Origin of the sequence: Mesonia phycicola (assembly GCF_900141885.1) — a bacterium.
Taxonomy (GTDB): domain Bacteria; phylum Bacteroidota; class Bacteroidia; order Flavobacteriales; family Flavobacteriaceae; genus Mesonia; species Mesonia phycicola.
Map to the genome: position 1 here is coordinate 50970 of NZ_FQYY01000003.1, position 22560 is coordinate 73529.

Annotated in this window: 18 protein-coding genes; 10 read left to right on the forward strand and 8 right to left on the reverse strand. The window is 31.1% G+C overall.

Annotation, left to right across the window (positions count from 1 at the left end):
- Positions 1 to 66 precede the first annotated feature (66 nt).
- Positions 67 to 2829 carry a helix-turn-helix and ligand-binding sensor domain-containing protein gene (locus BUC03_RS04855; protein ID WP_073148841.1) on the reverse strand — a complete coding sequence of 921 codons (2763 nt, stop codon included), beginning with the start codon at positions 2827 to 2829 and terminating at the stop codon, positions 67 to 69.
- Positions 2830 to 2923: 94 nt separating this feature from the next.
- Positions 2924 to 3373 carry a nucleoside deaminase gene (locus BUC03_RS04860; protein WP_073148843.1) on the reverse strand — a complete coding sequence of 150 codons (450 nt, stop codon included), beginning with the start codon at positions 3371 to 3373 and terminating at the stop codon, positions 2924 to 2926.
- A 37-nt stretch (positions 3374 to 3410) separates the two neighbouring features.
- On the opposite strand from BUC03_RS04860, the gene BUC03_RS04865 reads away from it, so the two are divergent.
- Positions 3411 to 5189 (forward strand): 1-deoxy-D-xylulose-5-phosphate synthase, encoded by a 1779-nt coding sequence (locus BUC03_RS04865; RefSeq protein WP_073148845.1) that lies wholly within the window; start codon positions 3411 to 3413, stop codon positions 5187 to 5189.
- A gap of 67 nt (positions 5190 to 5256) precedes the next feature.
- Positions 5257 to 6228 carry an NAD(P)H-quinone oxidoreductase gene (locus tag BUC03_RS04870; RefSeq protein WP_073148847.1) on the forward strand — a complete coding sequence of 324 codons (972 nt, stop codon included), beginning with the start codon at positions 5257 to 5259 and terminating at the stop codon, positions 6226 to 6228.
- Here the strand turns inward: BUC03_RS04870 and BUC03_RS04875 are convergent.
- The 3 genes from BUC03_RS04875 to BUC03_RS04885 form a co-directional block, all read right to left on the reverse strand.
- Complete coding sequence (locus tag BUC03_RS04875; RefSeq protein WP_317041145.1) at positions 6225 to 7394, reverse strand: MFS transporter; 1170 nt, start codon at positions 7392 to 7394, stop codon at positions 6225 to 6227. The two genes, BUC03_RS04870 and BUC03_RS04875, sit on opposite strands and share 4 nt — an antisense overlap.
- A gap of 101 nt (positions 7395 to 7495) precedes the next feature.
- Positions 7496 to 7867 carry a response regulator gene (locus BUC03_RS04880; RefSeq protein WP_073148849.1) on the reverse strand — a complete coding sequence of 124 codons (372 nt, stop codon included), beginning with the start codon at positions 7865 to 7867 and terminating at the stop codon, positions 7496 to 7498.
- A 2-nt stretch (positions 7868 to 7869) separates the two neighbouring features.
- Positions 7870 to 10188 (reverse strand): sensor histidine kinase, encoded by a 2319-nt coding sequence (locus tag BUC03_RS04885; RefSeq protein WP_084112814.1) that lies wholly within the window; start codon positions 10186 to 10188, stop codon positions 7870 to 7872.
- A gap of 146 nt (positions 10189 to 10334) precedes the next feature.
- Between BUC03_RS04885 and BUC03_RS04890 the strand changes: the two genes are divergently transcribed.
- From BUC03_RS04890 to arsM, 6 genes are read left to right on the forward strand one after another with little or no spacing between them, the layout of a single operon-like run.
- Positions 10335 to 10670 (forward strand): arsenosugar biosynthesis-associated peroxidase-like protein, encoded by a 336-nt coding sequence (locus BUC03_RS04890; protein WP_073148853.1) that lies wholly within the window; start codon positions 10335 to 10337, stop codon positions 10668 to 10670.
- A 60-nt stretch (positions 10671 to 10730) separates the two neighbouring features.
- Positions 10731 to 11786 carry an arsenosugar biosynthesis radical SAM (seleno)protein ArsS gene (gene arsS / locus BUC03_RS04895; RefSeq protein ID WP_073148855.1) on the forward strand — a complete coding sequence of 352 codons (1056 nt, stop codon included), beginning with the start codon at positions 10731 to 10733 and terminating at the stop codon, positions 11784 to 11786.
- 1 nt (position 11787) lies between these two features.
- Positions 11788 to 12282 (forward strand): rhodanese-like domain-containing protein, encoded by a 495-nt coding sequence (locus BUC03_RS04900; protein ID WP_073148856.1) that lies wholly within the window; start codon positions 11788 to 11790, stop codon positions 12280 to 12282.
- Positions 12283 to 12891 carry a TIGR04282 family arsenosugar biosynthesis glycosyltransferase gene (locus BUC03_RS04905; RefSeq protein WP_073148858.1) on the forward strand — a complete coding sequence of 203 codons (609 nt, stop codon included), beginning with the start codon at positions 12283 to 12285 and terminating at the stop codon, positions 12889 to 12891. It abuts the gene before it with no gap.
- Positions 12888 to 13703 carry a purine-nucleoside phosphorylase gene (locus BUC03_RS04910; RefSeq protein WP_073148860.1) on the forward strand — a complete coding sequence of 272 codons (816 nt, stop codon included), beginning with the start codon at positions 12888 to 12890 and terminating at the stop codon, positions 13701 to 13703. Before BUC03_RS04905 ends, BUC03_RS04910 begins: the two co-directional genes overlap by 4 nt.
- On the forward strand, positions 13700 to 14668 hold the full coding sequence (arsM, locus tag BUC03_RS04915) for an arsenosugar biosynthesis arsenite methyltransferase ArsM (RefSeq protein ID WP_073148862.1): 969 nt from the start codon (positions 13700 to 13702) through the stop codon (positions 14666 to 14668). The genes BUC03_RS04910 and arsM overlap by 4 nt, the downstream gene beginning before the upstream one ends.
- Before the next feature lie 61 nt (positions 14669 to 14729).
- Here the strand turns inward: arsM and greA are convergent, their stop codons facing one another.
- Positions 14730 to 15206: a transcription elongation factor GreA gene (gene greA, locus BUC03_RS04920; protein WP_073149408.1), complete on the reverse strand. Its 477-nt coding sequence runs from the start codon at positions 15204 to 15206 to the stop codon at positions 14730 to 14732.
- 117 nt (positions 15207 to 15323) lie between these two features.
- Here greA and BUC03_RS04925 point away from each other — a divergent pair, with 117 nt between their 5' ends.
- Positions 15324 to 15761: a Rieske (2Fe-2S) protein gene (locus BUC03_RS04925; protein ID WP_084112816.1), complete on the forward strand. Its 438-nt coding sequence runs from the start codon at positions 15324 to 15326 to the stop codon at positions 15759 to 15761.
- Positions 15762 to 15815: 54 nt separating this feature from the next.
- Here the strand turns inward: BUC03_RS04925 and BUC03_RS04930 are convergent, their stop codons facing one another.
- Positions 15816 to 18218, reverse strand: a complete 2403-nt coding sequence (locus BUC03_RS04930) for a TonB-dependent receptor (protein ID WP_073148864.1) — start codon at positions 18216 to 18218, stop codon at positions 15816 to 15818.
- 287 nt (positions 18219 to 18505) lie between these two features.
- Between BUC03_RS04930 and BUC03_RS04935 the strand changes: the two genes are divergently transcribed.
- Positions 18506 to 20950 (forward strand): hybrid sensor histidine kinase/response regulator, encoded by a 2445-nt coding sequence (locus BUC03_RS04935; protein WP_073148866.1) that lies wholly within the window; start codon positions 18506 to 18508, stop codon positions 20948 to 20950.
- On the opposite strand, the gene BUC03_RS04940 is transcribed toward BUC03_RS04935, so the two are convergent.
- Positions 20945 to 22303 carry a sigma-54-dependent transcriptional regulator gene (locus BUC03_RS04940; protein WP_073148868.1) on the reverse strand — a complete coding sequence of 453 codons (1359 nt, stop codon included), beginning with the start codon at positions 22301 to 22303 and terminating at the stop codon, positions 20945 to 20947. The two genes, BUC03_RS04935 and BUC03_RS04940, sit on opposite strands and share 6 nt — an antisense overlap.
- Between the last annotated feature and the right edge of the window lie 257 nt (positions 22304 to 22560).

Consider the following 22560-nt stretch of genomic DNA (forward strand, 5'->3'; position numbering starts at 1 on the left):
TACGTAAATGATGAGTAATTGATGTGTTTTTTGAAGCACTATTACAACGTTTTCGTTTGTTATATTCTAGTCAAACGATAACAAAAACTTAACTAAGTTCTCCTTTTTGTCTAAATCTAACTTCTTTCTAAGTCGATAACGATGTAACTCTACACTTCTGTAAGTGATTCCTATTAATGGTGCAATCTCTTTTGAACTAAGGTTCATTTTAAGATAAGCACAAAGTTTTAAATCTTTGGGAGTAAGTTGCGGATAGGCTTTTTGAAGATTCTTAAAGAAATCGTCATGAACTTCATTAAAATTCTGTTCAAATAATTTCCAGTCGTCTTTAGAGTGAGATTGTTTTTCTTTAAATTTATTTAAGCGGTCGTAAAGTTTACTATGCTCTTTTTTAATTTCTTCTTTATTAATTTCTTTTTCTAACTGAATTAATATTTCTTCTTTCTTTGCCATACTGGCGGCATAGGTAGCCAACTCTCTTCTTTTAGAGTCTAACTGTTCTTTTAACTGTTTTTTTTCTAGTTCTGCTAAACGCTTATTATTCTCTAGTTTTTCTTGTTGTAATTTTAATTCATTTCTAAAAGAGACTTCTTTTTCAAATCTTTTTTGTTTACTGATGTATCTTTTTTTATTGTATAAATGAACTAAGTAAAAAGCTAATATGGCTAATAAAATGTACCCAATAATTGCTTTGGTACTAAAATACCACGGAGGTAGAATTACAAAATTATAGCTTAGAGTTTCACTTTCTTGATTACCAGATCTGTTTTTTACTAAAAGCTGATAATCGCCTTTTGGTAAGTTTTCAAAAGTTAATTGGTTTGTTTCTATTAAATGCCAATCTTTATCATAGCCTTTCAATTTATAGTTAAATTGGTGTTGCAAATAACTTGCAGGACTTTGATTAGTAAGATAAAATTGAATGGAATTTTTTTGAAATGGAATTTCGTGAAGTGCATTAATAGTTTGCGGCTCTCCATTAATTAATAGATTAGAAATAACAGGTGCTTCATTTTTTTGTTCTTCAATATTTGTAGCACTCATATCTACCATTAAATAACCATCATCTAAAAAAAGATAAATAGAATCTCCAACTGCTTTTGCAAAATCAAAATCTTGTACTAATTTATTCTCTGTAATTTTAGAAGATAGTTTGAGAGACTCTCCCTTAGAAATGTCTAAAATATTTACGTTTGCACCATATTTAGTGACTATAAATTTATTTTGAAATGCCATTACATCTTCTAAAGGCATTAATTTTTCAGTTAAAATTTCATCTTTAATTACTGTATCATTTACAATATCGTATTTAAAAACATGTTTTTTGCTAGTAAGAAACACCTCATTATTAAGCTCAAAAATATGTTGTATATCTTCTTCTGGAAAAAAATTACTTTGTAAAAGCCTCTTCTCATCCATTTTAAATTGATAAACACCATTATGTGGAGAGTGTATCCAATAATTATTTTGTTTATCTAATGCTACTTCATTTACCCTAAAATTAATTTCATTAAAATGATTTAAATTCCACTCATTATTAGCTTTTGTAAATTTTGTTAATCCAGAGTAAGTGGCTTGGATAAACTCATTGGGTTGAGGTGTTTCTATAAAACGCATCCCTCCGCTAATTCTGTTTAAAAGATTTACATTGTCTTTTTCAATAATAAAGGTTCCGTTATTATGGCCACAAATAATTTGATTATCTACTCGACTTAAATTCCAAACCTGCCCATTAGAATTCTCTAAAAAAGTTAGCTTCCCGTTCTGTTTTTTAAACACACCATGGTTACTCCCTAAATATTCGGTATTAGGTTCTTCGTTACTTATTTCTACGGCATATAAAGTTCCTAATCTTCCACTTTTATCGTTAAATGCATAAAGAGGAGAACTTAAATAGATACAAGCAATTCCATTATCTAGACCTAACCATAAATTACCAGATATATCTTTATACTGACTTAAAATGGTGTTATTTAGCAAGCCGTTATTGGTATTAATGGTATAAAGTAACTCTTTGCTTTCATTAAGAATTAACAAGCCGTTATTGATGGTACCAATACAAATTTTATGATCTATAATACTTAAATTGTTTACCTCTACCCCATTAATACTTGGTGCATTTTTATCAATCCATTTAGTAAGTGTATTATTTTTATAGAAGTAAATACCGTTAAGCTGTGTACCTAACAAAAAACCGCCTTTATAAGCAACCATAGATTGGATGGTAAAGTTTTTTAAGGGTAAGCTCCAATCTTCAAATTTAAAAACTTCTTTATCTAACTTAAAAACCCCTCCGTTTTTACTAGCTAGATATATGGTTTCATCAAAATTATATGTAAAAATTGCAGACACTTGAGGAAAACTGATCTTTTTAACCTCTTTACTAGTTTTATTAAACAGATATAAACCTTTAAAAGATTGAAAAGCAATATAATTTTTATAGGAATAAATTTTCCAGATAGCATCATTTTCAAAAAAAACAACCTCTAACTGCTTACTAATACTTGTATAAATTAATTTATTAGTATCGTCGTGTAACCAATAGCCAAATTCTTGATAAGCACCTGTATATAATGTATCGTGAATAACCTCTGCAGACCTAATTACTAAGTTTTTGGGGAGTGCATATTTTTTCCATTCATTACCATTATATTCCAGAAGCTTATAATTATTGGCTGTATAAATAATTCCATCGGCATTTTGAGTAATATCCCAATTAGCATTTTCTCCTTGATAATCACTTTTAGAATAATTTTTGAAATAAGGAGTGGTTTGCTGAGCGTAAAAGCAAAAAGGGAGTAGAAATAAGATGAAAATTAATTGCTTCATTAACTAAAGTGAAATAAAAAAGAATATTTCAAATATAAATATTATCAAATTAAACATTAAAAATTGTAGAAAAAGCACTTAAACCTAAATGGTATTAATTCAAATTACGCTTTTTTATAAAGAATTGTTTTAACAAACTAGAGGCTTCTTCTGCTAGTAAGCCTTCGGTAATTTTTGTTTTAGGGTGTAATTGTGCACCCATAGCACGGTAGCCTCTTTGCTCATCTTTTGCAGCAAAAACTATCCTAGAAATTTGGCTCCAGTACAACGCACCAGCACACATTTGGCAAGGTTCTAATGTCACATAGAGCGTGCAATTTGTTAAATATTTACCTCCCAAATAGTTTGCTGCAGCAGTAATAGCTTGCATTTCTGCATGAGCGGTAACATCATTAAGCATTTCTGTAAGATTATGCCCACGTGCAATTATTGTATTTTCGCTTACAATAATGGCCCCAACAGGTATTTCATTACGGTTATAAGCCTCTTGCGCTTCTGCAAGGGCTTTTTTCATAAAATAAGTATCGTCAAAAGGAGTTAACATAGCCCAAAAATACAATTTCAAACTTTACCTTTGCTATATGAAATCAAGATTATTACAACATATAAATTCTTCACAAGATTTAAAAAAGTTAAGCAAAGAAAATTTACCAGTACTTGCTAAAGAACTTAGAGAATTTATTATTGATATAGTTTCTGCTAAAGAAGGGCATTTAGGTGCGAGTTTAGGTGTGGTAGAATTAACTATTGCTTTGCATTATTATTTTAATACTCCAGAAGACCTTTTAGTTTGGGATGTAGGGCACCAAGCTTACGGACATAAAATTTTAACAGGAAGAAGAGATGTTTTTGAAACTAACCGAAAGTTAAACGGACTTAGTGGTTTCCCGAAAAGAGAAGAGAGTGAATATGATACCTTTGGCGTTGGGCATAGCTCTACCTCTATTTCTGCAGCTTTAGGTATGGCAATAGCATCTAAATTAAACGGAAATATAACTAAAAAACATATTGCGGTAATTGGGGATGCTTCTATTGCTAGCGGAATGGCTTTTGAAGGTTTAAACCACGCTGGAGTAACCAAAGCTAATTTATGGGTGATTTTAAATGATAATGCTATTGGTATAGATCCAAGCGTTGGTGCTTTAAAAGAATACCTTTCTAAATCTAAAATTGGAGTAAAGTCTAAGCAACATAATATGATTGAAGCTTTAAATTTTCACTATTCAGGGCCAATAGACGGTCATGATTTTGAAGCTATTTTAGAAGCTTTTAAACAATTAGAAAAAGTAGAAGGTCCTAAATTTTTACACATTATCACCAAAAAAGGAAAAGGGCTACAGCAAGCTGAAGAAAATCAAGTGGTTTATCACGCCCCAGGTAAATTTGATAAAATCACAGGTGAATTACTTCCGAAGAATAATAAAAACCTGCCTCCTAAATTTCAAGATGTATTTGGATTAACATTGGTAGAATTAGCTAAACAAAATAAAGACATTATAGGGATTACTCCCGCAATGCCAACTGGAAGTTCTTTAAAATTTATGATGTCTGAATTTCCCGACCGTGCTTTTGATGTAGGTATTGCAGAGCAACATGCGGTAACTTTAGCAGCAGGAATGGCTACACAAGGTAAAATAGTTTTTTGCACTATTTACTCTACCTTTTTACAACGTGCTTATGATCAAGTAATTCATGATGTTGCTTTGCAAAATTTACCCGTCATTTTTTGTATTGATAGAGCTGGTTTGGTTGGAGAAGATGGAGCTACTCATCACGGAGTTTTTGATATTGCTTATTTACGCTCTATTCCCAATTTAATGATAGCGACTCCTGCTAATGAAGTAGAATTACGTAATCTTTTGTATACTGCATCTTTAGGTTTATCCAATCCTATTGCTATTAGATACCCTCGTGGCAGAGGTTCTATTATAAACTGGCAAAACGATTTTAAAAAAGTTGCTATAGGAAAAGGAAAACTTTTAAAAACAGGAACCAAAGTGGCTATTATCTCTATAGGTACTATTAAAACAGAAGTTGAAAAAGCAATCTCTTTACTAGATCATACAGAAAAAGTGGCGCATTACGATTTAGGTTTTATTAAACCTTTGGATAAAAAGTTATTGACTGATATTTTTAAACAATATTCAACCATATTTACAATTGAAGACGGAGTAATTTCTGGCGGAGGAGGAGAAGCTATCGTTAGCTTTGCACAACAGCATCAATTTACTTCTACCGTGGTTAATTTAGGTATTCCAGATAAATTCATAGAGCAAGGTTCTACAGAAGAATTACGTGAAATAGCAGGTATTTCAGCTAATAAAATAGTAGAAAAAATTCGTGAATATATATCATTATAATCTGTATTTTAATTATAGCATTTCTTTAAGATTAACTTATTTTGGTTGACTTATCTTTAAATAAAAAATGAAAGCTATAGTTATTACTGAAGCTGGCGGTCCAGAAGTTTTACAATTGCAAGAAGTAGAAAAACCTCTACCTAATGCTCAAGAAGTTTTAATTAAAGTAGAAGCTGCTGGTGTAAACCGAAGTGATATTTTAACGCGAGAACAACCAGATGCCTACGGAAGCAATACTCCTATTACCAAAATACCAGGTTTAGAAGTTGCAGGAACTATTGTAGATCTTGGAAAAAATGTTAATCAGTTTAGCTTACAAGATAAAGTTTGTGCTTTGGTAGCAGGTAATGCTTATGCAGAATATATTTGTGTAGACCAACGCCTTTGCCTACCAATCCCTGAGAATTTAAATTTTGAAGAAGCTGCTTGTTTACCAGAGGCAATTTTTACTATTTGGTTTAATTTATTTCAGCAAGCACAGCTTAAAAGCGGAGAAAATCTATTAGTACACGGCGGTACTAGTGGTGTGGGAGTAATGGGTTTACAAATTGCTCAAGCTTTAGGCATTACTACTTATGCAACTGCAGGATCAGAAAAAAAAATTGCATTTTTAAAAGAGATTGGAGTAACCAAAGCAATTAATTATAAAAAAGAAGATTTTGAAATAGCCCTCAAAGAGGTACCTCTTGATGTTATTTTGGATATGGTTGGTGGTGATTACACAGATAAAAATTTAGAATTACTACAATTAAAAGGTAGACTCGTTAATATTAATGCTATGAAATCTGCACAAGTGTCTATTAATTTATGGAAAGTTATCTCTAAAAATTTAACCATTACTGGCAGTTTATTAAAACCTCAACCAATAAAAGTTAAATCAGAAATAGGTAAAGCGATAAAAGAAAATATTTGGCCCTTGCTAACTTCTAAAAAAGTTAAACCATACATTTATAAAATATTTCCTTTAAATGAAGCGTCTAAAGCACATCAGCTTATGGAGAGTAGTGACCATATTGGTAAAATTATTTTAAAACCCTAAACATACTTTTTAGCTACACGCTTTCTATTAATCATTACTGCAATACAAAAAAGTGCTCCCATAAAAGCCATAACTGCTCCCACTGCTTGTGGTGATGTATAGCCTAAACCTCTAGCTATTGGTATGCCTCCCAAAAAAGCTCCGATAGCATTGCCTATATTAAAACCTGCTTGCATCGCAGCAGAAGCCAACATTTCTGCTCCCTTTGCAGATTTTATCATAAGCATTTGTATAGGTGCTACTACAGAAAATGCAACCGCTCCAGTTACAAAACTCATTATTAAAGATAATAATTGATTTTCTGCTACAATCATTACAGTTAACAAACAAAGTACCATAACAAATAATAAAACCATACCTGCCTTTACAGGTGAAATTACATCTGCCAATTTACCACCAGCAAAATTACCTACCGTCATCCCTACTCCTACTCCCATTAATATAAAAGTAATACTAGACTTCTCAAAACCACTAACATCTGTTAAAAGAGGAGTTATATAACTAAACCAAGCAAAAAAACCACCAGTACCTATTGCTGTGGTTAATAGCACTAACCAAGGTTCTAAATGTAAAAAAACTTTTAAACCATCTTTAGGCTTTTCTTCTGTGTTTTTTTCTATAGATGGCATCCAAAAGATTAAAGATAAAATTGCAAGCAAGCCAATAGCTGCTACAATAATAAAGCTATACCTCCAAGAAATTGCTTGCCCCACATATGTGCCTAACGGTATACCTATAATATTAGCAAAAGTCAATCCGCTAAACATAATTGCCACTGCACTAGCTTCTTTACCTTCTTTAGCTAACTTACCAGCAACCACCGCACCTACTCCAAAAAAAGCCCCATGCGGTAAGCCAGATAATAATCTTGTAAAGAGAAAAAAGTTATAAGAAGGCACAATAATAGATAAACCATTAAATACGGTAAACAAAACCATTAAACCTATTAGTATTTTTTTTGGCGAAAAACTTCCTGCAATAAGTACCAATAACGGAGCACCAATAACCACCCCAAGTGCATACGAAGAAATTAAATAACCTGCTTCTGGAATAGTTACATTTAAATCTTGAGCAATATCTGGTAACAAGCCCATCATCATAAACTCTGTCATCCCAATACCAAAACCACCTATTGCTAGTGTGATTAAACTTTTCTGTATATTCATATTGCTTCATTTTGAAGCTACAAATGTAATTTGAATAAATGAAACTTATAATTTCATTTATATTTAATTTTACTTACTATTAAAAACAGCTAAGTTCTTTTTTAAATAATATAAGGTTTTATGAGTTCTCTAATTTTTTCTTTGGTAAGAGGCTTAACTAAATAGTCTTCAATAATTGAGTATTTTTTTGCTTTTTCTTTATCTGAATACGCTATAGAAGAAGTAGTGAGGTATATTTTTGAGTTTTTAAACTTTTTTTCTTCTATATTATCTAAAAACTTCCATCCATTCATTTTAGGCATATTAATGTCTAGTAGTATTATCTCTGAAGTACAAGTGTTTTCTTTATAAAAATTAAAAGCATCTTCTCCGTTACAAAATACTTTTACAGTGATATTTGCATCTATTTTAGAAATTAGCTTTCTCATTAATAACTGATAGATTTTATCATCATCTATAATACATATCTTCATAGCTATTTTTTAAAATAAAGCGTAAATTCTGAACCTTCTGTTAATTCACTTTTAACTTCTATTTTACCTCCCATAGATTGCATTTGATTGTTACTTACAAATAGACTTATACCTCTTGAGTTTTTAAAATCTTTAAAAGTACTATACATCCCTAAAATATCACTATTATTAGTTTCTAGATCCATCCCTCTTCCATTATCTTCAACCTTTACAATTTTATAACTTTTATTTTCTTGATAAGTTAGCTTGATTTCAGATTTCACATCTGGGTTAGAGAATTTAATTACATTAGATATTATATTTAGAAGTATGCTTTCAAGATAAGAAGAATTAAAACTGATTGTTGCATCTCTAGGTATTTCATTAATAATGTAGATACGATTTACTTTTATTTCTCTTTTTAAAATATTTTCTACTTTTTTTATAAACGGAAAGAGTGGAACATTTTCTATAATACCTTCTTTATCTTGCCTTACTCTTACCACTTCATTTAAATCACTTAAGGTTTCATCTAAAGATTTGGTTACATTTTCAAGTAAGTTAAACATTTGAAGTTCTTCTTCTTTATCGTCTATATCTTTTATTAATTCAATAATACCTTGAATATTACTGGAGTGAGCTCTTAAATTATGAGATATTATATAGGAGAAGTTTAAAAACCTTTCGTTTTGTTCTACCACCATTTGGTAGGAGTGTTGTAAATTTATTAGTATTTCTTTTTTATCTGTAATATCTAGAAGAGTACCTTTAATCTTAGCTAGTTCTCCAAAATCATTAAGATCACAGTCTACTCTTGCTAGCATGTGTTTGACTTTGTTATCTTCAGTTTTAATTCTACCTTCAAATGTAGATCCTTTTCTAGTAGAAAGAATATTTCGTAACTGTTGTTCATACTCTTCTACATCATCTTCATGTACAGAATTAGCTATTAAATTTCTAGTAAGCTGTGTGTTTTTATCAAAGCCAAAAAGCTCATACATCTCATTAGACCAAGTTATACTATCACTAGCTAAATCCCACTCCCAGTAACCTAATTTAGATAATCTAATAGCCATTTCCATTTGGCTACGTAAATCTTTTAGCTTCTTCTCAGATAGTTTCTTTTCTGTAATATCTTCAATTAATAAAATATGAGTTTTCCTGTTGTTTAGGTTTAAGGTAGAGTTAATTACTCTAACACAAATCTCTGACTTATTTTTACAAATTAAATGACCTTCAAATTTTTCATGATCAAGTATATTACTATAAACATCATGATTAGTTTTAATTAAATCTGAAAATCTAAAATTTGTTACCTCAGCAAAAGTAAATCCTGTACTATTTAAAAACTTACCATTTACTTCTATTAATTGTTCATTTTCGTCTAAATGAACTACACTTAAGCCTACTTCTTGAAAGATTGCTCTATATTTAATTTCAGAATTTAGTAGTTTTCTTGTTTGTAATCTAATATGATGCTGTAACTGAGCAGGTTTCTTTAAAATTAAAAAGGTTAAAAACGCAAATAATAGTGCTAAGAATAAACCAAAAATCACAAATGGAGATAATATTAAATAATGGGTTTTATGATTAATATTTATTAAATATATCTCCCATCCTGCATCTTCTACTCTAAGCTTTATTGCATTATTTATATCAAAATTTTCTTGAGGCGCATTAAAAAATTCTCTCTCTCCTGTATTAGGGTTTATTTTACTCAAGAAAGCGTGGTAACCATCTTTATTGAGTCTTCTCATTCCAGATTTTTTCAAGAAAGTATCTAAATCTATAATTACAGCAGAAAATCCCCAAAATTGATTATCAATAAAAATGGGTAATCTACCAATAATACCTAACCCCTTTTGCTTAAAGTAAAACGGACCTGCAAAATACATTTTACCTTGTTCAATTGTATATAAAGCTTCTTTTTTAGAAATTTCATACTCTAATACATTAAGGCCCAACGCCTCATTATTTCTTTCATACGGATAAACATAGTTAATAACACCATCTTTAGCCATCTCTACCCCATTAATATTAGGATTAGAGTTTAGAAGTTTTTTTGCTACCTCATCAAAATCTTTTGGGTTACCTTCTAAATCTATAGTTAAAGCTAAAGATAACGTCGTAACATAACTACTTTTTAAAATTTGATCTATATTATCTTCTACTCTTCTTAATTTCTGTGCTAAAGCACGTTCTTTTTCATTATTTTTTATAGTACTATCTTTTACTGCAATCAAAATAGATAAAAAAAGAATAACGCAAAAAGCAATCAATGCCATTAATTTAGGATGATTGTAGAACCAATTATCAAAGTATTGATTATCCTTTGGTATCATATGTAGTTAGGTAGTGAGGGTTATAAGTTAATAAATTTAACTAATACTACCAATTATGCAAATAAACAGTTAAACTATTTTATTAATATAAAGGTTTCTAATATAGAAATAGTTGTTTTACCTTTAAAAATCAACAATATAAAATTATGGCTAAAAATTATTACGATCCTTCAGATTTAAGAAAATTTGGAGAAATAACAGAGTGGAGCGAAGAATTAGGTGAAAAATTTTTTGATTACTACGGAAGTGTTTTTAAAGAAGGTGCTCTTTCTGCTAGAGAAAAATCTTTAATTGCATTAGCAGTTGCACATGTGGTTAAATGCCCCTATTGCATAGATGCTTATACTAAAGATGGTCTAGAACGAGGTATTACAAAAGAAGAAATGATGGAAGCAGTACACGCTGGCGCTGCTATAGAAAGTGGAGCAACCTTAGTACACGGTGTACAAATGATGAATAAGTATAAAAAACTATCGATGTAAGTTTTACAAAACTGAAGAGACTTAATATTCGTTATATAGTTAAGAAGCAACAAAAAATTTATGAGTACAAAATCACTTTCAGCAAGAAAAAACGACTTATCAATTCCTCAAAAACAATTAGAATATTTAAATGATGGATTATTTGCTGAAGGTGAATTACCTACTTTTAAACATAAGCTAGAGCAAGAAAACAGCTTTCCGCTGCAACCAAAGCCTTTAGAAATACTGCAGATTAATTTAGGGTATATGTGCAACCAAGTTTGCTCTCATTGCCACGTAGATGCAGGGCCAGACCGTAAAGAAATTATGACCGTAGAAACCATGCAGCATTGCCTACAGGCAATTAAAACTACGGGAGCACATACTTTAGATTTAACTGGTGGCGCACCAGAGATGAACCCCAACTTTAGGTGGTTTGTAGAAGAAGCTTCTAAAGCTGGAATCAAAGATTTTATTGTACGCTCTAACCTTACCATTATTGTGGCCAATAAAAAATACTACGATTTACCAGAGTTTTTTAAAAAACATAATGTGCACGTAGTTTCATCTCTACCATTTTATAAAAGAGAAAAAACCGACAAGCAGCGTGGCAAAGGCGTTTTTGACAAATCTATACAAGCCTTACAAATGTTAAATGCTGTAGGTTATGGTAAAGAAGGTAGCGGTTTAAAATTAGACTTAGTTTATAACCCTTCTGGAGCTTTTTTACCTAAAGACCAAACTGCGATGGAAAGTGATTTTAAAACTGCTTTAAAAGAAGATTTCGATATCGAATTTAATAGTCTTTTTGCAATCACTAATTTGCCTATTAGTCGATTTTTAGAGTATTTAATAGCTTCTGATAATTATGAAGATTATATGTATGAGCTGGTAAATGCCTACAACCCTACTGCGGTACAAAATGTAATGTGCAGAAACACCCTTTCTGTTAGTTGGGACGGTTGGCTGTACGATTGTGATTTTAACCAAATGCTAGAGCTAAAAGTAAACAGCAAGGTAAAACATATTAGTAATTATAATGAAGAAGCTGTACAAAACAGAAATATAATTGTTTCTCAACATTGTTACGGTTGCACTGCTGGTGCAGGAAGTAGTTGTCAAGGTACTGTAGCATAATATGAAACTCTTTAAAATTTTAATTCTCTTTATAAGTATTACTAGTACCGCACAAAAATCTGTGCAAGATGTGCTAGAAAAATACAATTCTCATTCTATACCTTATATTTCTGTAGAGCAACTAAAAGCTATTCAGCAAAAAGACAGCGTAATTTTATTAGATGCTCGCGAACCCGAAGAATTTCAGGTAAGTCATTTAAAAAATGCCAAATACGTTGGATTTAAAAATTTTTCTTCAGAAGAAATTCAGCAACAATTTCCAGATAAAAATCAACCTATTGTAGTGTATTGCTCTTTAGGCGTTCGATCAGAAAAAATTGGAGAAAAGCTTCAAAAGTTAGGTTATAAAAATATTCAGAATTTATACGGCGGAATTTTTGAATGGACCAACAATTATTACCCTGTATACAACTCTACCAATAAAGAAACCGACACCGTACACGCATTTAACAAAAAATGGTCTAAATGGCTTAAAAACGCTGAAAAAGTTTACTAAATGAAATCGAAAAACCTGTTAATTATATTTACTAAAAACCCAGAATTGGGTAAATGTAAAACCAGATTAGCTAAAAGTATAGGAGATATTTCTGCCTTAGAAATATATAAATATTTATTACAGCATACCGCAACAGTAACTAAAAAAATAGAAGCTGAAAAAGAAGTTTTTTATAGCCAAGCACCTATAGAAAATGACAATTTCTCTTCTACTTATTTTTTAAAGAAAACCCAAACAGGTGCAGATTTAGGCGAAAAGATGAGTAACGCCTTTCTACAAGGTTTCTCAAACAAATATGAGAAAGTAGTGATTATAGGTAGTGATTTATATGATCTTGAAACTGCAGATATACAAGAGGCTTTTCTTCAATTAGAAAAATTAGACTACGTAATAGGACCAGCAAAAGATGGCGGCTATTATTTATTAGGAATGAATAAATTTACGCCTGAAATTTTTCAGCAAATCAACTGGAGTACTTCTACAGTTTTAGAAGAAACCCTTCAATTATTAAAAAATAAAAAAGTAGTTTTATTACAAGAAAAAAACGATATAGATACCATAGAAGATATTAAACATATTAATGTCTTTCAACAATACATAAACAAATGAGATATATAGAACAAACTGTAAAATACCTTAAAAATAAAGGTTTTGAAAACCCAGAAGTGGGTATAATTTTGGGTACTGGATTAGGTAAATTACTAAATGAAGTAAATATTATTGCTGAAGTAAGCTACAACCACATTCCTAACTTTCCTACGGCAACGGTAGAGTTTCATAAAGGCCATTTAATTTTTGGTGAGCTTGCAGATAAAAAAGTAGTAATTATGCAAGGGCGCTTTCATTTATACGAAGGTTACACCTTGCAAGATGTCACCTTTCCCGTAAGAATTATGCATCGTCTTGGTATTAAAAAACTCTTAGTTTCTAACGCATCTGGCGCTATAAATCCAAACTTTAAAAAGGGTGAGTTAATGATGATTGACGACCATATTAACCTACAAGGCGGCTCTCCACTTGCTTTTAAAGGGGTGTCTCAATATGGCGAACGTTTTGTAGATATGAGTGAACCATACAACAAACAGATTTGTGATAAAATTGAAAAAATTGCAGAAGAAAAAAACATTAAACTTCACAAAGGGGTTTACGCTTCTGTAGTGGGACCTCAACTAGAAACTAGAGCAGAGTATAGAATGCTTAAAATTATTGGTGCAGATGCTGTAGGTATGAGTACCGTGCCAGAGGTTATTGTTGCCAACCATTTAAATTTACCCGTAGCGGCCGTTTCTGTATTAACCGATGAGTGCAACCCAGATCATTTAAAACCGGTAGACATTAAAGAAATTATAGCTATGGCAGAGAAAGCTGAGCCTGATATGATTGTTCTATTTAAAGAACTTATAAAAGCAGTAGAGGTATGAGCTATTTAGAAACTACTAAAGATGTGTATAAGCAAGCTGCTTTAACACCAGATGTTGGTCTTTGCTGTACAACCAATCCTATTTGGGAATTGCCTGGATTAAAAATCCCAAAAATAATGCAGGAGATGAATTATGGCTGCGGAAGCACCGTACATGCAAGAGACTTAGTAAACAACCCAAAAACACTTTATGTAGGAGTTGGCGGCGGAATGGAGCTTTTGCAATTTGCCTATTTTTCTAGACAAAAAAACGCCGTAGTTGGGATAGATGTGGTAGATGAAATGCTAGAAGCTTCTCGTAAAAACTTTCAAGAAGCAGAAGAGATGAATTCTTGGTTTAAATCAGAATTTGTAGATCTAAAAAAAGGAGATGCATTAAACCTTCCTGTAGAAGACAACTCTATCGATGTGGCTGCCCAAAACTGTCTCTTCAATATTTTTAAAACTGAAGAATTAAAAAAAGCTATTGCAGAAATGTACCGCGTCTTAAAACCTCATGGTAGATTAGTAATGAGTGATCCTATTTGTGAGCAGAAGATGAACGATACCCTGCGTAATGATGAGCGTTTACGTGCTCTTTGCTTAAGCGGAAGTTTACCTCTAAATGAATATGTAAAAATGCTAACCGATGCTGGATTTGGTACTATAGAAATTAGAGCTAAAAAACCTTACCGAATTCTAGACCCTAAAAACTATCCTACAGAAGAGTTAATTTATATTGAAAGTATAGAAGTAGCTGCTATTAAAGACCCTATGCCAGAAGATGGACCTTGTATTTTTACAGGAAAAGCAGCTATTTATTATGGTGCAGAAGATTTTTTTGATGATAAAAAAGGACATATTCTTTTAAAAAATCAACCCTTAGCCGTTTGTGATAAAACTGCTGCTGCATTAGCTAGTTTAAACCGAGAAGATATTTTTATTAGTGAATCTACTTACCACTATGATGGTGGCGGTTGTTGCTAAAATATAATATCAAAAAAAAAAGCCTCTTTCCAAGAAAGAGGCTTTTTTATAAGTTAATTTTTTAATCTCTAGAAATTTCTAAAATCTCGAAAGTCATGGTACCATTTGGCACCTGAATATCTGCAGTATCTCCCACCTTTTTTCCTAATAAACCTTTACCAATTGGAGAATCTACAGATATTTTACCCGTTTTTAAATCGGCTTCACTTTGCGCTACCAATTTATACTTCACCTCCATACCATTAGTAGTGTTTTTAATTTTAACGCTACTATGTATTAACACTTTAGAAGTATCTAGTTGAGACTCATCTATAACCCTAGCATTTGCCACAACTTCTTCTAACTTAGAAATTTTCATTTCTAACAAACCTTGAGCCTCTTTTGCAGCATCATATTCGGCATTCTCACTTAAATCTCCTTTGTCTCTAGCTTCAGCAATGGCTTGTGAAGCTGCAGGACGCTCAACATCTTTTAGTTGATTTAATTCGTCTCTTAACTTTTTAAGTCCTTCTTCAGTATAATAAGATACTTTACTCATAACTTCATCGTTTATATATACAAAAAGAACCCCATTCTCATGAGATTCTATTATAACAAATATAATAAATTTTAACAAGCTTAGCAATTATGTTACCTTCCGCCCTCAAAAAATTTAATGATGAATAGATATTTTACAGCATTGGTCAGTATTTTATTATTAATCGCTTGTAGTAGTGATAATATTAATCAAAATAACCCTTATTTACTAGATGTTAATGTAAGCTTTACTGTAAATACGAGTTTACCTCAATATACGAGTTTAAACTTCCCTAGTGACCCTGTTTATGTGAGTAATTACGGTAACGGTGGTATTGTAATTATAAATACTGGTAGCGGATACGTTGCTTGGGATGCTACTGATCCCAACCATATAAGAAATACAGATTGTACCTCTATGAGTATTAACGGTCTTACCTTAGTATGTTCTTGTGAAGATAATACCTATGATTTATTTACTGGTAATTTTATAAAAGGAGATGAACTTGAATATACTTTATACAATTACAGAGTGACAGAAGTAGGAGAAGGGGTATTAAAAGTATCTAATAATTAAATAAAAAAGACTCTCTAAAAGTAGAGAGTCTTTTGATAGATTGGTTAGTGATTTTTAAAACTTTAGAGTTACCCCTGCTAAGAAATTGATAGTTGCTTGTGGGTAATACCCAGCGCCACCGATAGTTTCTACGCCGTTTGGTAAATCTAAATTTTCAATATTGTAAGTGTAGTAATAACCATTAGAAACATAGTTTACATTAAAAATATTATTAACTAAACCTGTAAACACTACTTGTTTAAACCAAGGTGCAGTGTCCCAAACATACTGTATATTAAGATCATTCACAAAATATGAGTCTAATTTAGACCCTTTTGCCTCATAATTACTCATGTATTGCTCTCCAACAAATTTAGACAAGAAGTTTACTTGTAAGTTTTTTAATGGTTTTACCACAATCATATTTCCTAATACTAAGTTTGGTGAGTATGCTATATCTGTATCTTCAAAAGTTACAGCCTCTCCATTTAAAATAGTACTGTACTCTCTATTTTTATTTTGACTTAATGCTACGTTTGGTCGAATATTTAGATACTTATTAATTTTAAAAGTAGCATCTATCTCTAAACCTAAACGATAACTTTCTCCACTATTTCTTCTTATTGCAGCACCTTCATCATCTATTTCTCCTGTTAAAACTAATTGATCTTGATAATTCATCAAATAGAAGTTAGTATTAATCTGAGTTTTCTGGGTTTTAAAACGCCAACCTAATTCATAATCTACTAATTTTTCTTCTGTTGGTGCATCCTCTCCATTTTCAAAAGCATCTTCATAATCAGATCTTACAGGCTCTCTATATGCTACCGCTACAGAACCATAAAATTGATTTACCTCATCTAATTGATAGGTTAACCCTCCTTTTGGATTAAAGAAAGTAAAGTTTGCATCTATAGGAAAATTAGCTACATCTTCTGTTGGGCCCTCCCCTTCATAATTAATAGTTCTAAGCTGAAGGTCACCAAAAGCTGCCAGTTTATCTGTCAAAGAAACTGTAGCTTTTGCATATACATTAAAATCTGTTTTTATCGCATTGTTCTCGTAAAATGGCTCGTACGGATCATTATTTTGTGCAAATCTTGTATAAATCACCTCTCCAAAATGGTCTCCATCATAACGGTTCCAGCCTCCACCAAGTATAACATCTACTTTAGAGTTTTGGTAATTAGCACTAAATGTAGTACCATAAAAGTGGTTATCTAACCAACTTGTGTTTACTAAATCTGATGTGGTAATTAAACTTCCGTTTGCAGTAAAAGGGTTTAAACCAAAATCTTCTAAATTACCATCTTCTTCAAACTCTTCATAATAACCTTTACCTCTTGTATAATGAAATGCTAAGTTAGTAGACCAATTATTATCGTATTTTTGATTCCAAAGTAATTGATAGTGGTCTTGTTGGTAATTATCTGTTTGATTGTTATAAAACTTTTCGTTTCCATTTTCATCTTCATAAACACCTGCAGGATTGTAAGTTCTGTTATCTCTTAAAGTAGTTGCATCTATACCGTACCAAGCTTGATATGTACGCTCTTTACCACCAAACATAATTGCTTTTATTCTTGTACCATTATTTACATAACTACCTTGCACGAAATAAGATTTTAAATCTGATTCTGCACGATCTATATAACCATCACTTTTAATTTGAGAAGCTCTTGCTATAAAAGACCAGTGATTATTAATTAAACCTGTACTAAATTTAGCAGTATGTTTATGGGTGTTAAAAGAACCGTAACTGTTTGATATTTCTGCATACGCCTCATCACTATATTTATCTGTAGAAATATTTATACTTGCCCCAAAAGCACCTGCACCGTTGGTAGAAGTACCTACCCCTCTTTGCAATTGTATATTTTCTACAGAAGAAGCAAAATCTCCCATATTTACCCAAAATGTACCTTGACTTTCTGAGTCGTTAATAGGAATGCCATTAACTGTAACGTTGGTTCTAGTTGCGTCACTACCACGTACTCTAATACCGGTATAACCAACTCCGTTTCCTGCATCTGTAGTAGTAACCACAGATGGCAAATAATTCATAAGCACAGGAATATCTTGCCCTAAATTACGTTCTGCAATCTCTTCGTTTGTTAAATTACTGTAAGTAATAGGTGAGTCTGCATCTACTCTAATAGAAGATAAAAATACTTCTCCCAAGGTTTCTTGAGCATGAGTTAAATCTATATCTAAAGTTTGGTTTTCTGTTAAATTTACTTGCACTTCTTTTTTGTTTCCGTAGCTAAAAACAATAGTATAATTACCTTCTGGAAGCTGTATACTATAATTTCCATCTGCATCGGTAATAGTAGTAGTATTACTATTTTTTACTACCACTTGCGCGCTAGCAACAGACTGCTGATTTAAGGTTACTTTTCCGCTTAGCGTGTAATTTTGCTGAGCAAAAGTTACTAGACTTACTAAGAATAAGCCTATTACAAATAATACGTTTTTCATTCGTAATATAAATTTTACGAATAAAAGGGGCGATTATTCTTAAGTTAGATTAATGATAAAAAAAAATCCTGAAAAACTTATTAAATAAAGCTTTATCAGGAGTGTACACAAAAATAAAAGTAAAAAACTTTTATTATCCCTTGGCAGCATTACCCGCCCAGGTTCTTTGGGTATGATCTCAGCCTTGCGGCACCCCTTTGAGATTAGGAGCAAAACTATAAGTTATTTTTTAATTTACCATAATTTTAAGGAGATTTATCTACAGACTATTTATTTTTGGTTTTACCGTGAAAAACACAAAAAAATCTATCACCTACAAAGTACTATTTGGGTACATTTTGCTTACCGTATTTGCGGTAATTACTGTTTGGTTTATCTATGGTAAGGTTGAAAGTTTAACGCAATCTAACAAAATAGGTAATACCAATAACCAACGTTTAATTTTAATGAGTGAAGCGGTTACTTATTTATATACCGCAGAAGGAATTAGTAGAAACATTATTCAAAATCAACGGCCAGAAAAAATTAAAGATTTTAATACACAGCTAGATACTATTTCTGTATTACTGTCTTCTTTAAAAGAAACATACCCAAAAAGCGACTCTACCATTATTGATTTAGATAGTATTAATCAATTACTTACCTTAAAAAAACAAAACCTTTTAGAGTTATTAAACCTAAGAAAGAAAAATGGCAGTCAAAATTATTATGACAGAGTATTGGGTGAGTTAGAAAAAACCAACTCTATTTTTGAAGATGATAATTATGAAGAAAGATTAAAGGGCTATAAACCACACGTAAGAGCAGTATTGGTAAAATACTTAGAGTATGCAAAAGAAGATAATGCTAATAGACTAACCCAACAATCTGCAGATTCTCTTATTAATACTATGAAAAATGTATTAAGTAGGTTAGAGAGTGAAGAGATAGAATACCAAAACTCTGTTATTTCTAAAGAAAATGAATTATTAGAAAACGACAGAAACCTATCTATTCAGCTTAGAAAATTAAGATCTCAAATAGAACAAGAAGAGGTTCAAAAATCTGTAGCACAAGTAGCATCTGCACAAAAAACCTTAAATGATACTTCTAACCTAATTATTGTATTAGGTATTGCCTGCGTTATAACTATTTTGTTCTTTGTAATATTAATTATTAAAGACACCAATAAAAGCCAGAAATACAGAAGTGAGTTAGAAGAATCTAAAGCATATGCAGAGTTATTGCTTAAAAGAAGAGAGCAATTTATGGCCGCTGTCACCCATGATTTAAGATCTCCGTTAACCACCATTACAGGTTATTCTGATTTGCTAAAAAAAACCATTCTTTCTGAAAAACAACAACATTATTTAGAAAAACTCCAAAAATCTTCTGAATATATTTTACACTTGGTAAACGATTTGCTAGACTTCTCTAAGTTAGAGTCTGGTAAAATGACCATAGAAAAATTACCATTTACTCCTGCTAACCTGATAAAAGACAGTATAGATGGTATAATCCCATCTGAAGATCCTAAAAATTTAGAAATAGATTTACAGTTAGAAGAAGCTTTACAACAATCTTATTTATGTGACCCATTTAGAATTCAGCAAATACTAATGAATTTAATTGGTAATGCGTACAAGTTTACAGAAAAAGGAAAAATCACTATTAAAGGAGAATTAGACACCTCTTCTATTACTACTAATAAATTAAAAATAGTGATTGAAGACTCTGGTATTGGTATCTCTAAAGAGCAAGAAAAAGTAATTTTTAAAGAGTTCTCTCAGGCCAAATCATCTATAGAAAAAAAATATGGCGGTTCTGGACTTGGTTTGGCAATTACCAAACAATTGGTTAATTTATTAGATGGTGAAATATACTTAGAAAGTAAACTTGGCATTGGTAGCCGTTTTATTTTATTTATTCCTGTAGAGAATGCTAAACATATTTCTACCAGCAACCCTAATAAAGAAATTATAATTAATGGTAACACAGAACAAAAAAAGGTTTTTATCTTAGATGATGAGGCTACTCAACTTGCTCTTACCAACGAAATTATGAGTCAATCCGGTTTTAACATTACCACTTCTAACCAACCAGAAAATGCTATTAGAGATCTTAAAAAAGATAATTATGATTTAATTCTTACAGATATTCAAATGCCTGTTTTAAACGGTTTTGAATTAATTAGAAAAATAAAAAACAACAAAAAATTAAAACATATACCAGTTATTGCATTATCTGGAAGAACCGAAATTAGAAGAAAGTTTTATATAGAAAAAGGGTTTGAAACAAATATTATTAAACCATTTCACGCTAATGAGCTTCTTTTAAAAGTAGCTAAAATTTTAAATCTAGAATACCAAGAAGTATCTTCTAAAACACCTATAGAAACAGAAACCGATATAAAAAAATCTGATTTATATGATTTACATGATATTCTCGTTTTTACAGATGGTGATAAAGAATCACTAAGAGTATTATTAAATACATTTATAGAAAGTTCCTCTATCAACCTTGCTAAATTAGAGAGTGCAAAAGACCAAGAAAACTTAAAAGAAATAGCATTTATAGCTCATAAAATGTTGCCTATGTTTAGACAAATAAAAGCAGAAAGTGTAGTAAATATTATAGAGCAGTTAGAGAAACAAAACGAGTTAAAATTAGAAACTATAGAAATAAAAGCTTTAGTTAAAAAAGCAGTTATTAAAACTAATTTGGTATTAACAGATTTAAAAGAAAATTTATAATTTAATATCGTATTGCTTCAATTTATTGTAAAGTGTTTTTCTATCTATATTTAATAAACGAGCTGCCTTACTTTTATTTCCATTAGCTTCTTCTAAGGCGTCTAAAATTAACTCTTGTTCATTTTTATTTTTAAACAAACCGTAGTTGCTTTTTTCTTCTGGTTTATCGGTATGCATTTGCATAGGTAACTCTTCTGTATGTATTAACTTATCTTGAGTAAGTAAGACAGAGCGCTTAATTATATTTTGCATTTCTCTTAAATTACCTGGCCAAGAATAGCTTTGAAACAGCTCTAAAGCATCATCAGAAAAACCTACTACTTCTTTCTCAAGCTCATTATTTGCTTTCTCTAAAAAGTAATTAGCAAATAACATTAAATCTTCTTTTCGCTTTTTAAGAGCAGGCACTTGTATACTAAACTCATTAAGCCTGTGAAAAAGGTCTTCTCTAAAATCTCCTTCTTCTACTGCCTTTTTCAAATCTTCATTGGTTGCAGCAATAACTCTAATATCTACTTTAATTTCTTCGTTACTACCCACAGGTTTAATCTTACGTTCTTGTAAAGCTCTTAGCAATTGTACTTGTAACTCGTAATTTAGGTTTCCTATTTCATCTAAAAACAAAGTACCACCGTTAGCAGCTTCAAAGTGACCTGTTTTATCATTTACCGCTCCAGTAAAAGAACCTTTTATATGCCCAAAAAACTCACTAGAAGCAATTTCTTTAGGTATAGCACCACAATCTACAGCTATAAAAGGCTTACCAACTCTTTTACTTTGATCGTGTATATTTTTAGCTACATACTCTTTACCCGTACCGCTATCGCCTATAATTAAAACAGACATATTGGTTGGCGCTACTAATTTTATATAATCATTTAATTTTTTAGAAGCATCACTTACTCCTGCAACATAACTAGAAACTGTAGTAGATTCACTTACTTTATTAGAAGACTTAGTAGAAACTGTTTTAGGTTTTTCTGAAATTTCTTTTGCAGACTCTAATGCTTTCTGAATTATTTGAAGCATTTTTTCTGGGTTAATTGGTTTTGAAATATAATCAAAAGCTCCCGTTTTTATAGCATTTACAGCTAAATCTACCTCTGCATACCCCGTCATTAAAATGACTTTTACCTCTGGGTTATTTTCTGTTACACTCTTTAAAATTTCATTACCATCTTTATCTGGCAGCCTAACATCTGTGAGTACAATTTGAAAATTATTATTCTTTATTTTAGATAACGCATCATTCCCTGAGTGAGAGATCATCACATCAAATCCTTTTTTCTTTAAAAAGGTTTCTAGCATTTGGCAAAAAGCCACATCATCTTCAACAATTAGAATTTTAGCCATAAATAAAGATCTACTTAATTACACAAAATTATAAAATATGATGAGCTGTGGTGCAAAAAAATCATAAAAAAAGAGGCCTATTACAGACCTCTTTTTAAAATGCAGTAAAATTACTATAAAGGGTAACCTTAGACTGGTTAAGAACAAACGTTTAGTTATAGTACAAAACAAAATATTAAAAAATCACGCTTAACTACCTGAAATTGTACTATAAAAATATCTGGTTACCCCTGTAAAAAACTACTCAACTCTACTCA